Source organism: Verrucomicrobiia bacterium, from assembly GCA_019634625.1.
Taxonomy (GTDB): Bacteria; Verrucomicrobiota; Verrucomicrobiia; order Limisphaerales; family CAIMTB01; genus CAIMTB01.
In genome coordinates, this window is the sequence record JAHCBA010000004.1 from 157,374 (window position 1) to 173,062 (window position 15,689).

Sequence of the window (15,689 nt, forward strand, 5' to 3'; positions counted from 1 at the left end):
GCCGCAGCGGTCAGAACAGATTGCCCAGCCCAGGGAGGGAACCGCGCATGAGCACTCCCAGCATGAGCCCCTCCAGCATGGGCGCTCCCACCACACAACCCTTCGGACCCGCCTCCGGCAATCTGGAGGGATTTCCGGAAGCAATTCCCGTCCCGACCTGGAAACGGGTCCTGGACGTGTTCCTGCTGCTCATGGTTCTGCCGGTGGTCGGCCCCGTATTTCTCCTTGCGGCAGCGTGGGTTTCCCTCGTCTCGCACGGCCCCCTGCTCTTCGTCCAGGAACGTGTCGGACGGGGCGGACGTCGTTTCAAGTGCTTCAAGTTGCGCACCATGCAGCCTGATTGCAGCACCGCGTCCCACCAGCAGCACCTCAAGCAGATCCTGGCCAGTGACAAGCCCATGCAGAAGCTCGACACGGTGGATCCCCGGTTGCTCCCGGGTGCCAAGATCCTTCGAGCCCTCGGCATCGACGAGTTGCCCCAGCTTTACAACGTCTTCCGGGGCGAAATGAGCGTGGTCGGTCCCCGCCCCTGTATTCCTTACGAGGCGCAGCAGTTTCAACCCTGGCAGCGCGAGCGCTTCGCCGGACTCCCGGGCATGACCGGCCTCTGGCAGGTGCGCGGCAAGAATCGCACCACGTTCCTGGAAATGATTCGCCTCGACATCGAGTACGTGCGGACCCAGTCGCTCTGGCTGGATCTCCGCATTCTTGTCGCCACGCCCAAGGCCCTGATGCTCCAACTGGTGTACGCACTCTGGAATCGGGCACAAACGGGAAGACAGCGCTTAAGCCGGAGCCAACCTGTGCCGATTGCTACTGCGGACGGCTCAGGCGTTGTCGGATGATCCGGGGCGCGCTGACCGGCGTCGCCCATGCATCTCCCTTCCCAGCTCATGTCTGCCAAAATCAACGTCGGTGTCGTCGGATGCGGCTATTGGGGGCCCAACCTCATCCGCAATTTTGCCTCCCTCCCGGACGCCAGACTTCGGGCGATCTGCGACCTGAACACCGAAAGACTGCGGCATGTTCAGAACCTCTACCGGGATGTCGAGGCGTACACCGACTTCCCCCGCTTCCTGTCCCAGGGAAAACTGGACGCCGTGGTGGTCGCCACTTCGGTCGGCCTTCACCACCGCATGGCCAAGGCCGCGATCGAAGCCGGCAAACACGTCCTCGTCGAGAAACCCCTGGCCACCAGTTCCGCCGAGTGCGCGGAACTCGTCGCTCTGGCCCGCCAGAAGGGTGTCATCCTCATGGCGGGACATACATTCCTCTACTCCCCGGTCGTGCGCCGCATCAAGCAGATCGTGGACGCCGGCGATATCGGCGAGGTGCGGTACATCTCCGCGCGACGATTGAACCTCGGCCTGTTCCAGAAGGACATCAACGTCGCCTGGGATCTCGCCCCTCACGACCTCTCGATCATCCTCTATATCCTCGGCGAACTGCCCCAGCGGGTGAACTGCTGCGGAAGCGCCAACGTCTCCCCTCGCGTCGAAGACGTCACCTCCCTCTGGCTCGGCTTCTCCAAAAATCGATCCGCCATCGTCCAGAGCAGCTGGCTCGATCCCCGCAAGACCCGCGAGATGACCATCGTCGGCAGCCGCCGCATGATCGTCTATGACGACACGGCAAGCCTCGAAAAGATCCGCATCTTCGACGCCCGGGTCGATTCCCCCCCCCATTACGACACCTTCGCCGAGTTTCACTACGCCTATCACTACGGCGATGTGTACGTCCCCTACGTCCGCCAGGAGGAGCCGCTCCGGCTCGAATGCCAGCACTTCGTGGACTGCATCCGGTTCGGCCAGCGCCCGCTGAGCGATGGCGAACAGGCCCACCAACTGGTCCGCATCCTCGAGGCCTCCTCACTCTCCCTTCAGCAGAATGGAGCCCCGGTGGACCTGACCGCCCCCGCGCCGACCCCGGTGGCCCCGCCTGCCGGATTGCCTCCCGCGCCCAGGCAGGCCGCAAAGTCACCGGTGGCAGCCGTCCCGGGAGGCCCCGGTTCTTCGACACGCCGTGCCGCAACCCGATCCACGGGAAGCCGACGCCGCTCGTCCCGCTCCGTCACCGGTTCCGCCGCCTGACCGGAACCCCTCACCCCTCTGGCCGCGTGAGCACTCCCGCAGGCGATTTTCTCCGCGTGGCGCCCGATGTCCGATTGGGCAAAGGCGTCCGCCTCTTCGGCTTCGTCAACCTCTACGGTTGCGATATCGGGGACGACACCCGGGTCGGCACGTTCGTCGAGATTCAGAAGGACGTCCGCATCGGACGCCGGTGCAAGATCTCGAGTCACACCTTCATCTGCAGTGGCGTCACCATCGAGGATGAGGTTTTCGTGGGCCACGGAGTGATGTTCATCAACGACCTGGTCCCGCGTGCCACCAATCCCGATGGCCGCCCCCAGAGCGAGGCCGACTGGCAGTGCGTCCCCACGCTGGTCAAACGGGGCGCTTCCATCGGATCGAACGCCACCCTTCTCGCCGGGATCACCGTCGGAGAACGCGCCGTGGTCGGCGCCGGGGCGGTGGTGACCCGCGATGTCCCCAACGACACCGTCGTCGTTGGCAACCCGGCCCGCATCCTGCGGACCCTCGATCCGCACTCGACGACGCCCCAGGACACAGTTTCCGATTGACAGGCTTGCGTCGTCCCCGGATAGCCGCAGGGGGTAACGCAGCCGACCAAGGAGGACGGGATGCGCGCCGGCCAGGCGCAGGGCATCCCCGCGGCAGCCGGCCCGATCGCCAAGGATCCTATTTCCATTCCATCGACCCCCAACCCTGACCCCATGAACGTTCCCTTCCTCGATCTCCAAGCTCAACACGCCCCTCTCAGGGCCGAAATCGAAGCCGCCATTCGCGAAGTGCTCGACACCTGCGCCTTTGCCGGCGGCCCCTTCGTAACCCGGTTCGAAGAGGACTTCGCCGCCTTCTGTCAGGCACCCCACGCCATCGGGGTCGGCAATGGCACCGACGCCCTCTGGTTCGCCCTCCTCGCCCTCGGCGTCGGGCCCGGCGACGACGTCATCACCGCTCCGGGCACCTTCATGGCCACCGCCGAGGCCATCAGTTTCACCGGGGCCACCCCCGTCTTCGCCGACATTGACGAATCCACCTACAACCTCAATCCCGAGGCCCTCGAAAAAGCCCTCACCCCGCGCACCAAGGCGATCATTCCAGTCCACCTGTTCGGTCAACCCGCCGACATGGACCCGATCCTGGAGTTCGCCGCCCGCCACGGCCTGGCGGTGGTCGAGGACGCCAGTCAGGCCCATGGCGCGGAATACAAGGGCAAACGCGTCGGCACCCTCGGGGACTTCGGCTGCTTCAGTTTCTACCCGGGCAAGAATCTCGGCGCCATCGGCGAGGCCGGCGGTGTCGTCACCAAGGACGCCGCATTGGCCGAGAAGGTCCGCGTCCTGCGCGACCACGGTCAGATCCGCAAGTATCACCACCAGCACATCGGCTGGAACGGTCGCATGGACGGCATCCAGGGCGCCGTCCTGCGCATCAAGCTTCGGCAACTGGCCCGCTGGAACACCCAGCGGCGCGCCCACGCCCGCCGTTACACCGAACTGCTCGGACACCTGCCCAATCTCGTCCTGCCTGTCGAAGCCGGTTACGCCCGCCACATCTTCCATATCTACGCCGTGCGCGTGGCCCGCCGCGACGAAGTCCTCGCCGAACTGACCCAACGCGGCGTCCATTGCGGCATCCATTACCCCGTCCCCGTCCACCTCCAGGGCGCCTATCGCCAACTCGGCCACGCCCGAGGTTCGTTCCCTGTCGCGGAACGCTGCGCCGACGAGTTCCTCTCCCTCCCGATGTTCCCCGAACTCTCCGAGGAACAAATTGCGTACGTCGCCGCCAGCGTCGCTGACGTCCTGGGTCAGATCTCCCCCACCGGTCAGGAAGCCTTGACACCCCAGAACTCCCGCCAGACCGGGAATTGATCGGACCCATCCGTCCACTCCCACGCGCCTCGGGAAACCAACTCACCTCCACCTCCAACGGTCCTCCATCCAAATAGAAACCCTTCCCGAGAGTCACGGACCTGAGTTCCATCATGGCTTCCCCCACCACCCGTCTCGAGCCCGCAACGGCGACGGCCAGGACGCTCCTCCCCAACCCGGGATCCGAGGTCGAGGTTGTCGATCCGCTGCTCTCGCCCGGGTGGGATGCCTGGGTGTCCCGCCATCCGGGCGCCACCGTCTTTCACCGGTCCGCCTGGTGCCGGACGCTGGTGGACGCCTACGGCTTTACCCCGCTTTACCTGATCCGGAAGGACGAGGGCAGCCCCGTGGCCGCCTGGCCTCTCATGGAGGTCGGTGGAACCCTCCGGGGCCGGCGGGGCGCTTCCCTGCCCTTCACCGATCATTGTCCGCCGCTTCTCCCGACACCGCAGCCGACCGGGACCGCGGATGTCCCGGGCGACCTCGGCGACGTCGCCCTGCGCGAGCCCCTGCTCGCCAAGGCATTCGATCTCGGCCGGCAACGCCGTTGGCACTCGCTGGAACTCCGTGAAGCTGCCACTTGGACCCGCGAGGACCGGGCATCCGTCCGGTTTTTCGGGCACACAATCGACCTCGCCGAAGGGGAAGCCGCCGCCCTTCATCGGTGCGACAGCGCGGTCCGCCGCTCGATCCGCAAGGCCGAGGCCTCCGGCCTTCGAGCCGTTCACGGTCAGGACTCCCACGCCATCCGCGCCTACGCCCGGCTCCATGCCCTCACCCGCCGCCGTCACGGTCTCCCTCCCCAGCCCTACCCGTTCTTCAGCGCCCTCCAACGCCATGTGCTCAGCCCGGGATTGGGCACCGTCCTGCTGGTGCTCAAAGACCAGACCCCGATTGCCGGAGCCGTCTTCCTCTTCTCAGGCCCCCAGGCGATTTACAAGTTCGGCGCCTCCGACGAAACCCATCAGGCCCTGCGCCCGAACAATCTTGTCTTCCGGGAGGCCATCCGGCTTTGCGCCCGCCAAGGGGCCACCAGCCTCGACCTCGGTCGCACTTCCCTGGCCAACGAAGGCCTTCGACGCTTCAAACGCGGCTGGGGATCTTCCGAACGGATGGTCTCCTACCTCCGATACGATCTTCGAACACGGCAAACCATTCCCACCCCGGACCGCGCCTCCGGCTGGCATACCCTCCTCTTCCAACACATGCCCCAACCGCTGGCTTCCCTAATCGGCAGATTTGTCTATCGTCTTGCCGCCTGACGACCGATAAATGGATGAAGTCCGCTCAACTATGAAGGTCGTGGCCCCCTGAACATTCCCGACTCCGCCCCGACCCTGACAAACTTTGCCTATCGTTCCCCGTCCCATGCCGCTTTCTGCACCTGCTCGTTCCCTTCCAGCGGCAACCCGGCCCCTTGGATGCCCATGCGCCATTCCCGCCGCGATACCCCGCTCCCATCCCGCGGCCCGGCCGCGCCATGCCCGTTCCTCCCTTTCGGCAGGCTCCCAACGCCTCCACCCCAAGCAGCTCCCCACCACCCTCCCATTGACATTTCCGCGAACCGGGTTCGACCCGGGTCACGCCGCTCCCCGGCGCAGTCGGACAACGGACCAATAACGTGAGACCAGGCGAAACCATTGTCGTGAACCCGCGCCCCGCGGATTCCCAATCCTCAGGCGGGTTCAGCACTCAGGACATCTATTACGTCCTGTTCCGCCACAAAGGAAAAATCCTCCTCCTGACCCTGCTCGGCCTCATTGCCGCCGCGGGCGTCTATTTCACCGCCAGGCCGACCTACGTCTCCGAGGCGCGCCTCCATATCCGGTTCGTCACCGAAAACCGGAACATCACCCCGGACGGCAGCGGGACCGTGCGCACACCGGACCCGCGGGGCGACAACATCATCAATTCCGAGCTCGAAATGCTCACCAGCTTCAATCTCGTTCGCGAGGTCGTGGAGTCGGTCGGCGCCACCAACATCGTCCGCAACCCCGAGGATCCGGACCCCGTCACCAGCGCCTACCGGGCCGTCATCCGGGGCATCGAGGTCAGCGTCCCCCGGCGCAGCAACGTCCTCCGCATTGCCTTCCGCCACTCCGATCCGCTCGTCGCCCAAACCGTCCTCACCAACCTCGTCGGCAGTTACCTCCGGATGCATGTCCGCGTCCATCGGTCGTTCGACGCCCTCAACGACGTGGCCCGGCAGGTCGATCAGCGACGGTTCCAGCTCGAACAGACCGAGCGCGAACTTCGCGAACTGAAAAACTCCATCAACGTCGTCGATCTCCGGGAAACCAAGCGCTTCTTCAATGACCAGATCGGCCGGATCGAGGGCGAGATCGTCAACGCCCAGATCCAGCTCGAAGAGCGCCGCGTCGCCCTCGGATTCCTCACCAACCGCCTCGCCGCCGCCTCCACGTCCGCCGACGCCTCAGCCCCGGCCAGCACCGCCTCCCCCGCCAGGCTCTCCGAATACCGAGATGTCCTCGCCAATGTCCAGCGCCTCACCCTCCAGGAGCAGGACCAGGCCACCCGCTTCACCGAGCAAAGCCCCTTCCTCCGCGCCACCCGCGACCTCCTCGCCGAAGCCGTCCGCAAGCGCGAGGCCCTCGAAACGGCCCACCCCGAACTCGCTCTGATGGCGGCTCCGTCGCCGTCCGGTCGCGGAGGCCCCTCCGAATTGACCATCGACCCCACCGCGGCCATCGCCGCCGTCCGTGGCCTCGAAGTGCGGCTGACCACCCTCACCAATCATCTCGCCCAGCTCCAGGCCCAGGCCCGGCAGGTCAACGACAGGGAGGACGAAATCTCCCGCCTCGAACGCAAACTCGAGATCGACGCCAAACAGTACGTGGACTACTCCACCGCCCTCGAAAGGGCCCGCGTCGAAGAGGAACTCAGCCAGGGCCGCTCCTCCACCCCGAACATCGCCCGCACCCAGGACCCAACCCCCTCCGCCGCCGATTACGGCAACTGGAAGGCCATCGCCGCCGGCCTTGCCGGAGGTGGCCTGGTGCTCGGACTCGCCCTCGCCTTCCTCCTCGAGTTTCAGCTCGACAACACCCTGCGCCGCCCGGTCCACGTCGAACGCAACCTGCGCCTTCCACTCTTCCTCTCCATCCCGCGCCTGCGACTCAACGGCACCGCCCGCAAGGCCCTCCCCGCTCCCCCGCCCGCCCCATCCTCCCCCGATGCGCCCGCGGAACCCGCCCAGGACCGCTACACCGCCCCGGGTGAGATCGATTCCTATGCCGAGGCCCTTCGCGACCGCCTGATGATGCATTTCCAGCTCCACGGCCTGAACCACAAGCCCAAGCTCGTCGGCGTCACCTCCTGCGGCCACGGCGCGGGCGTCACCACGCTCGCCACCAACCTCGCCTCGTCCCTGTCCGAAACCGGTGACGGCAACGTCCTCTACGTGGACGTCAATCCCGACCGCGGCCCTTCCGTCCAGCCCTTCAAACACGGTCACCGCCTGGCCGGCATTCGCGATGCCCTCGAACAGGAAACCCGCGAGGTCGCCAAGGTGCAGGAAAACCTCTACATGGTCAGTCTCGCCGATCCCGCCTCCGGCAAGGTGGGCATCGTCCCCAAGACCCTGTCCGGTCTCGTCCCACGGATGAAGGCCAGCGATTACGATTACATCATCTTCGACCTGCCTCCCATCACCCAGACCAGCGCCACCGCCAAGGTCGCCGGACTCCTCGACATGACCTTCGTCGTGGTCGAGTCCGAGAAAACCCAGTCGGAGCTGGCCAAAAAGGCCGTCGCCCTCCTTTCCGAATCCCGCGCCAATGTGGCCGCGGTCCTGAACAAGCACCGGCGCTATCTGCCGCGGAAGGTCGATACGGACCTGTAGTCCGCTCGCCGTCGCACCCGGTGCGGTGCCCCCTCCCGGACGTCCCTCGGCGACCGGCGCGGGAGCACTCATCGACAGTCCCAGGGAGGCATCGCCTCCGCCAAGGATATGGGTCCCATCCGGGTCCACCAATGCAGGTCGCTCCCCGCGAACCGACCGGGACGAAGTCTGCCCCGGCCCCGTGCCGCCGCGGATGTCCGCCGCCCCGGCTCCGCGGATACCCGCCCTCCCTCCCTTTTCTGAGCACCATGCTGCGCAACCGCCTCTACTACCTCCTCAAGCCCTACCTCCCCTGGAGAACCCGCATGATGCTCCGTCGGTGGAGCGCACAGCGCATCCTTCGCCGCTCCGCCGATGTCTGGCCCGTCCTCGACGCCTCCGCCCGCGTGCCTGCCCACTGGCCGGGCTGGCCCGACGGACATGACTTCGCCCTCGTCCTGACCCATGACGTCGAAGACATCGGCGGCCTCCATCAGGTCCGGCAGCTCGCCGAGGCCGAACACGCGCTCGGCTTCCGCTCCTCCTTCAACCTCATCCCGGACGGGCCCTACTCCGTCCCGCCCGAACTGCGCGCGTGGCTCGTCGAGCAGGGCTTCGAGGTCGGCATCCACGACCTCCACCACGACGGCCACCTGTACTCCTCACGCCAGGGCTTCCGCGAACGGGCCCAGCGCATCAACCAGTTCCTCGCCTCCTGGAATGCCGTCGGGTTCCGCTCCGGTTTCATGCACCACAACCTCGACTGGCTGCATGACCTGAACATCCTCTACGACGCCTCCACCTTCGACACCGACCCGCTGGAACCCCAACCGGACGGCGCCGGCACCATCTTCCCGTTCTGGGCCCCCCAGCGCCACAGCCCCGCCAGGCCCGATGGCCAGCCGCCTTCCGCATCCCGGCGTTACGTCGAACTGCCCTACACGCTCCCCCAGGACTCCACCCTCTTCCTCCTGCTCCAGCACCGCGACCCGTCCATCTGGATGCGCAAACTGGACTGGCTGGTCGAACGCGGAGGCATGGCGCTGATCAACGTCCACCCGGACTACCTCGATTTTTCCGGCTCGGGTCGCAACGCCCGCCAGTTCCCAGCCTCCCACTACCTCGACTTCCTCAAGTACGTCCGCACCCGCTACGCCGGACGCTACTGGCAGCCCCTCCCCAAGGACCTCGCCGCCTGGTACCGCGACACCTGTCCCGCCCCTTCCCCGGTTCCCGCTCCCGCCCCGTCGATCCCCGAGATCTCCACTCCGGACGCCCGGCCGGAGGAGGATCCCGTTGGCCAGCGCGCCTGCCTCGCCGGCCGCCGCGCCGCCGTCATCCTTTACTCCTACTATCCCTCCGATCCCCGCCCCCGCCGCGCCGCCGAGGCCCTCGTCGAGGCCGGCATGCAGGTGGACCTCTTCTGCCTCTCGGAAGGCCCCCATGAACCCGCCGTCGAAACCGTGCACGGCGTCCAGGTCTTCCGGTCCCAGCTGAAACGCCGCCGCGACAGCAAGCTGACCTACTTCGTCCAGTACGCCGCCTTCCTCCTCGCCAGCGCCCTCTTCCTCTCCCGCCGCTCCCTCGCCGCCCGATACCACCTGGTCCATGTCCACAACATGCCGGACGTCCTGGTCTTCTCGGCCCTCGTCCCCAAGCTCCTCGGCGCCAAAGTCGTGCTCGATTTCCACGATCCCATGCCGGAACTGATGACGGCCATCTACAACCTGTCCGACCGCCATCCCCTGGTCCGGCTCCTCCGTCGCCTCGAACGCTGGAGCATCGCCTTCTCCGACCTCTCGGTCACCCCCAACATCGCCTTCCGCAACCTCTTCCTCTCCCGGGGCTGCCCCCCCGACAAGATGCGCATCGTCATGAACTCCCCCGAGGAGTCCATCTTCGATCCTTCCCGCGCCTCCCAGCGCCCGCCACCCAAACCCGGAAGCCCCCCCGCCTTCCGCCTCATGCACCACGGCTCGATCGTCCATCGCCATGGCATCGACACCCTCGTCCGCGCCGTCGCCATCGCCCGCCACCACATCCCTGGCCTCCGGCTCGACATCTTCGGTTCCCGCACCCCTTTCCTCGACACCGTCCTCGCCCTCACCCGGGAACTGGACCTCGAATCCTGTGTCGCCTACCACGGCCCCAAACCCCAGACCGACATCGCCCTCGCCATCCTCGAAGCCGATCTCGGCATCGTCCCCAACCGCCGCTCCCCCTTCACCGAACTCAATTTCCCCACCCGGCTCTTCGAGTATCTCTCCCTCGGCCGCCCCGTCATCGCCCCCAACACCCACGGCATCCGCGATTACTTCCCGGAGAATGCCATGTGCTACTTCGAACCCGGCGACGCCGAGGACCTCGCCCGCCAGATCCTCTGGATCCATCAACACCCGGACGAGATTCAGGCCCGGGTCCAACGCGGGCGCGACATCTACCAAGCCCACCTCTGGAGCCAGGAACGCCGCCGCTGGATCCACATGGTCCACAATCTGTTCCACAGCGCCCAGCACCGCCCCAGCCTCGCTCCCGAACCGTTCAGTGCCGCCCCCCTCCCCTGATCCCGGTCGTCCGGCTCCGATGGCATCGCTCCTCTCATGACACCGGCCTCCCAGCCCTCCTACGTCGTCATCACGCCCGCCCGCAATGAGGAGGCCAACCTCGAGCGGTTGATCGGCTGCCTCGCCGCCCAGTCCATACGCCCCTCCCGTTGGGTCGTCGTCGATGACGGCTCCACCGACCGCACCCCCGCCATCCTCGAAGCCGCCACCCGCACCCACCCCTGGATCCAGTCGGTCCGCCGCCAGGACCGCGGACATCGCAAACCCGGGGCCGGCGTGGTCGAGGCCTTCTACGACGGCTACGGCCTCGTCGAGGACTTCCCCAGGGATTTCATCGTCAAACTCGATGGCGATCTCTCCTTCGATCCCGATCACTTCGCCGCCTGCTTCGCCGAGTTCGACAAGGAACCCCGCCTCGGCATCGCCGGTGGCGCCGTCTGGACCCTCCAGGACGGCACGCTCCTCAATGACGGTGCCGGCGATCCCCCCTTCCACGTGCGGGGCGCCACCAAGATCTACCGCCAGGCCTGCTGGCACGACATCGGCGGCCTCATCCGCATGACCGGCTGGGATACCTTCGACGAAATCAAGGCCAACTCCCTCGGCTGGACCACCCGCACCCTCGCCCATCTCCGCGTCATCCAGCATCGCCAGACCGGCGGCGCCGACGGTTCCTGGCGCAACTGGTTCAAGAACGGACGCGCCAACTACGTGGTCGGCTATCACCCGGTCTTCATGTTCGCCAAGTGCTGCCGCCGCATCTTTCAACGGCCGTTCGTCCTCGCCGCCGCCGCCCTGTGGTCCGGCTACACCACCGGTTACCTCACCTCCGCACCGCGCGTCGGGGATCTCCCCGCCATCCGCTTCCTCCGTAACCAGCAGTTCCGCGCCCTCCTCGGCCGCCCCAGCTTCTGGTCCCGCTAGGTCCATGGCCGACTTCCTCCTCGATCTTCGCCCCCCCGGCCGGCGCGCTCTCGACCCCGCCGCCGGGTACCTCCGCTTCAACCCCGGGATCGCCGCCTTCTCTCACACGGCTCCCGACTTCGGCCTCGTCCTCACCCAGACCGGCCGACCCGACCTCTGGAGCCCCTATCTCGATCCCAATGGCATCTTCGTCGCCATCGCCGGCCGCCCCGCCTTCGACGCCGCCGAGTGGGACCAGGCCCAGTCCCTGCCTGACCCCGGCGGTCTCGCCGCCAAGATCGCCTTCCTCCGCTATCGCCAGTCCGGTCTCCCCGCCCTCGAGTCCATCGGCGGCAATGTCGCCGTCATCCTCCACGATCCCAGCACCCGTACCCTCCACCTCGTCACCGACTGTGCCGGCGCCTTCCCGGTCTTCCATGGTCACACCCCCGACGGCGATGTGTTCGGTTCCCACCCCGATGTCGTCGCCGACGCCGCCGGCGAGAACTCCCGTCTGGACACGATCTCCCTCGCCGAGTTCCTCCTGACCAACACGGTCACCCCGCCCCACACCTACTACGAGCGCGTCAAGGCCGTCGATCACGCGTCCACCGTGACCGCGACCTTCCAGGACCAGGCGCCGCCAACGCTCTCCCGGCACCGAACCTTCGATTTTTCGCTCGCCGCCGATCCCAACGCCTCCGAAGAAGATCTCGCCGGGGCCCTCGCCGAAGCCCTCCGCCGCGCCGTCCGTCGTCGTACCCTGCCCCGCCTCGGCACCACCGCCGTCGCCCTCAGCGGCGGCCTCGACTCACGCGCCCTCCTGGCCTGCATCGAGGATCCGGAACGTGTCTTTGCCTTCACCTGCTACGACCAGCCCAATCCGGAGTTCCGCGTCGCCCAGGCGGTCGCCCATTCCCTCGGTGTCCGTTTCCTCCCGTTCCAACGCCCCTTCGAATACTACGGCGACCATGCCGCCGCGGGGGTCCGCATCTCGGGCGGCATGGGCACCTTCGCCAACAACCACTTTCTGGGCGTCATCGACCGGCTTCACCAGGAGGGCGCGGAGAATCTCCTCACCGGCTGCTACTGCGACTACCTCTTCAAGGCCCTCCCCCTCAACCTGGACCGCCACTGGCTCACCGGGCGCGAACGCCTCGGCCCCTTCCGCCACCAGTTCTACTTCAGCCATCGCTCGTCCGCCTCCCCGCTCGCCAGCGCGGTCCGCGATCGCTGGGAAGCCCGGATCCCCACGGAGTTTCGAACCCAATCCACCCCGGAAGCCGTCTTCCAAGTCGAGGCCCGACGCACCTTCCCCCTCTGCTACGAAGGCGACAACCAGCAGCGCGTTGTTCCCCAGCGCCTCACGGGTTGGGCCCTCCCCGTCTCCGATCGCGAGGTGCTCGCCCTCTACCGCACCCTCCCCTACACCCTCAAACTCGACCGCTCGATCTTCCTCAAGGCCGTCCTCCGCCTGACCCGGTCCTCCCCGGTGGCCCGCGTCCCCGATGCCAATACCGGCGCCCGGCCCGGCGCCCACCCGGCGACCGTCTGCCTCGCCTCCTCCTGGCTCCGCGCCAAGCGCAAACTGCGCAAACTCCGCCCCACCCTCGCCACCGAGGGTTCCTGGCCCGACTGGCACCATTACGTGGCCCAAAGCGCCACCCTCAAATCCCTCTGGGAACGTCCCAACCCCGAGGCCTTCGATCTCTTCCGCCAGGTCCTCGGTCCCGACGCCGTCCGCCCCGACATCCGCACCTACGCCGGCAGGGACACCTTCCTCCTCGTCGCCCTCCTCACCCTCAAGCTCTGGTTCGAACGCCGCGCATGATCAAGCGACTCCTCAGACTCGCCATCAGTCTCGCGGTCTTCGCCTGGGACCGCCTCCTCGACCTGGCCCTCCGCCTCGCCGGCAAACCCCTGCCGCCTCGGGCCACCGTCATTTACTACCACGCCGTCCCCGCCGCCCACCGTCCCCTCTTCGCCCGCCAGATGGACGAAATCCTCCGGCGTTTCTCCCCGGTCCCATCCCTCCACCAAGGCCCCCTCGCCCCGGGACAACGCCACGTCTCGGTCACCTTCGACGACGCCTTCGTCAGCGTCCTCCACCACGCCCTCCCCGAACTGAAGAAACGCTCCATCCCCGCCACCGTCTTCATCCCGTCCGGTTGCCTCGGTCAACCACCCTCCTGGCTCGAACGGGCCCGGGATTTCGCCGCCCAGGACCGCGTCATGTCCGCCGACGAACTCCGCACCCTCGCCGCCGAGCCGTCCATCACCCTGGCCTCCCACTCGGTCACCCACCCGAATCTCCTCCGCCTCCCTGCCGATCAGGCCCGCACCGAACTGGCCGGATCCAGGGCCTCCCTCGAAGCCCTCTTCGAGCGCCCCGTGGACCAGTTCAGCTTCCCCTACGGCGCCCACCGCCCGGAACTCCGCCGCGCCGCCCTCGACCTCGGCTACCGCCGGATCTTTACCAGCGATCCCCTCCCCGCCTTCACCCAGGCCGGTGAATCCGTCACCGGCCGCGTCTCGGTCGATCCCGATGACTGGCCGGTCGAGTTCCGCCTCAAAATCGCCGGCGCCTACCGCTGGCTCGGCCACCTCCAGGTCGCCAAACGACGGCGACGTTTCCCCGCCTCATGACGTCCACCATCGCCCCCCCCATGCCCGCCCAGGCACCCGATGTCGTCCGTATCGACGGCATGACCGAGGCCCGCTGGAATGAGTTCCTCGACGGCTTCGAGGACGCCAGCCTCTACCAAACCTGGGCCTACGGCGCCGTCTCCTGGGGGGAACGGCAGTTGAGCCACCTCGCCCTCCTTCGCGACGGCCGGCCCATCGCCCTCGCCCAGTTCCGCATCGTCCGCCTCCCCGTCGTCCGCCGGGGTGTCGCCTACCTCCGCTGGGGACCCGTCTGCACCCCCCGCGGCGAATCCTGGGATCCCAGCCGCTATCGAGCCGTCGCCCGTGCCATCGTCGCCGAATACGCCCAACGCCGCCGCCTCCTCGTCCGCATCCTCCCCGCCCTTCCCGTCGGAGACGAACGCTGGTCCGCCGCCGGCCAGATCTGGTCCGAACTCGGCTTCCGCCCCGACTCCGGCGTCCGCCCCTACCACTCCCTCCGCCTCGACCTCTCCCCGCCCCTCGACGTCCTGCGGAGGCAGCTCGACCAGAAGTGGCGCAACCAGCTCAACGGCGCCGAACGCAACGCCCTCACCGTCCGCGAGGGAACCGGTCGCGACCTCTACGACACCTTCCTCCGCCTCTACCACGAGATGATGGCCCGGAAGAACTTCGACACGACCGTCGATCCCGACGAATTCGGCCGGATCCAGGAACGCCTCCCCGAATCCCAGAAGATGCTCGTCTTCATCAGCGAAAAGGACGGGCAGCCCATGACCGGCCTGGTCGCCTCCCGCGTCGGCGAATCCGGCATCTACCTGCTGGGCGCCACCAGCGACGCCGGCATGAAAAGCAAGGGCTCCTACCTCCTCCAGTGGCGCATGATCGAGCGCCTCAAGGCCCTCGGCTGCCGCGGATACGACCTCGGCGGCATCGACCCCGAAAAGAACCCCGGCGTGTATCACTTCAAGCAGGGCATGGGCGGCGACGAAATCCGCTTCCCGGGCCGCTTCTCCTTCAGCGCCGACCCGTTCAGCACCTTTTGTGTCTCCCTGGCGGAGCGCCTCCAGAGCCTGATGGCCCGCGCCCGCCGTCCCCGGCCCATCCCCTGATCGGCCGCCGTCCAACACACCCCCTTTCGGTCCATTCCCTATGAAAATCCTCGAGGTCAAGTCCCTGTCGATTCCTTCCGTTAAGGTGATCCGGTTCGCCCGTTTTCCCGATCACCGTGGCTACTTCGCCGAACACTACCGCCGCAGTGACTTCAACAACCATCCCCAGATGGACTTCCTCCGCGCCACGGACTTCGTCCAGTGCAACGAGAGTTTCTCCCGGGCGGGCACCCTGCGCGGCCTCCATTTCCAGTGGAATCCCTACATGGGCAAACTCGTCCGCACCGTCGCCGGGCGCATGCTCGACATCGTCCTCGATATCCGCAAGGGCTCTCCCACCCTCGGCAAGGCCATCATCCACGACATGCCGTCCGACCCCTCCGCACCCCATCAGGAATGGATCTGGGTCCCGCCCGGCTTCGCCCACGGCAATGTCTTCCCCATCGACACCACCATCGAATACTTCTGTTCCGGCGAATACAGCCAGGGCTGCGAAGCCGGTGTCACACCCTACGCGAAGGACATCGACTGGAGCCTCTGCGACCCCGCCGCCAGGGCCGTCTTCGACGCCATCGCCCCCACCACCCAGCTGGTCACCGACAAGGATCGCAACGCCTTCCAACTGGGCCAATGGCTCGATGACCCGCGCTCGGATCACTTCACCCTCGAAAAACTGGCCTGATTCA

12 protein-coding genes are annotated in these 15,689 nt (G+C 67.0%); all 12 read left to right on the forward strand.

Annotation, left to right across the window (positions count from 1 at the left end; all coding sequences use genetic code 11):
• The first annotated feature begins 47 nt into the window (after positions 1 to 47).
• Complete coding sequence (locus KF833_03855) at positions 48 to 845, forward strand: sugar transferase (protein ID MBX3744420.1); 798 nt, start codon at positions 48 to 50, stop codon at positions 843 to 845.
• A gap of 48 nt (positions 846 to 893) precedes the next feature.
• A complete protein-coding gene (locus KF833_03860; GenBank protein MBX3744421.1) occupies positions 894 to 2,090 on the forward strand; it encodes a Gfo/Idh/MocA family oxidoreductase in 1,197 nt (398 codons plus the stop codon).
• A gap of 26 nt (positions 2,091 to 2,116) precedes the next feature.
• Positions 2,117 to 2,641, forward strand: coding sequence for an N-acetyltransferase (locus tag KF833_03865; protein ID MBX3744422.1), 525 nt, complete (start codon positions 2,117 to 2,119; stop codon positions 2,639 to 2,641).
• Between the two features lie 153 nt (positions 2,642 to 2,794).
• Complete coding sequence (locus KF833_03870; GenBank protein ID MBX3744423.1) at positions 2,795 to 3,958, forward strand: DegT/DnrJ/EryC1/StrS family aminotransferase; 1,164 nt, start codon at positions 2,795 to 2,797, stop codon at positions 3,956 to 3,958.
• A 113-nt stretch (positions 3,959 to 4,071) separates the two neighbouring features.
• Positions 4,072 to 5,220, forward strand: a complete 1,149-nt coding sequence (locus KF833_03875) for a GNAT family N-acetyltransferase (protein ID MBX3744424.1) — start codon at positions 4,072 to 4,074, stop codon at positions 5,218 to 5,220.
• 383 nt (positions 5,221 to 5,603) lie between these two features.
• Entirely contained in the window at positions 5,604 to 7,820 is a 2,217-nt protein-coding gene (locus KF833_03880) for a hypothetical protein (protein ID MBX3744425.1), read from the forward strand.
• A gap of 248 nt (positions 7,821 to 8,068) precedes the next feature.
• The gene (locus KF833_03885) at positions 8,069 to 10,363 is read left to right on the forward strand and encodes a glycosyltransferase (GenBank protein ID MBX3744426.1); all 2,295 of its coding nucleotides are present in this window, start codon (positions 8,069 to 8,071) and stop codon (positions 10,361 to 10,363) included.
• A gap of 36 nt (positions 10,364 to 10,399) precedes the next feature.
• Positions 10,400 to 11,287, forward strand: a complete 888-nt coding sequence (locus KF833_03890) for a glycosyltransferase (protein MBX3744427.1) — start codon at positions 10,400 to 10,402, stop codon at positions 11,285 to 11,287.
• A 4-nt stretch (positions 11,288 to 11,291) separates the two neighbouring features.
• Entirely contained in the window at positions 11,292 to 13,097 is a 1,806-nt protein-coding gene (locus KF833_03895) for a hypothetical protein (protein ID MBX3744428.1), read from the forward strand.
• Positions 13,094 to 13,912, forward strand: a complete 819-nt coding sequence (locus tag KF833_03900; protein ID MBX3744429.1) for a polysaccharide deacetylase family protein — start codon at positions 13,094 to 13,096, stop codon at positions 13,910 to 13,912. The genes KF833_03895 and KF833_03900 overlap by 4 nt, the downstream gene beginning before the upstream one ends.
• Complete coding sequence (locus KF833_03905; GenBank protein MBX3744430.1) at positions 13,909 to 15,003, forward strand: peptidoglycan bridge formation glycyltransferase FemA/FemB family protein; 1,095 nt, start codon at positions 13,909 to 13,911, stop codon at positions 15,001 to 15,003. Before KF833_03900 ends, KF833_03905 begins: the two co-directional genes overlap by 4 nt.
• Positions 15,004 to 15,043: 40 nt before the next feature.
• Positions 15,044 to 15,685: a dTDP-4-dehydrorhamnose 3,5-epimerase family protein gene (locus KF833_03910; GenBank protein MBX3744431.1), complete on the forward strand. Its 642-nt coding sequence runs from the start codon at positions 15,044 to 15,046 to the stop codon at positions 15,683 to 15,685.
• The last annotated feature ends 4 nt before the right edge of the window (positions 15,686 to 15,689 follow it).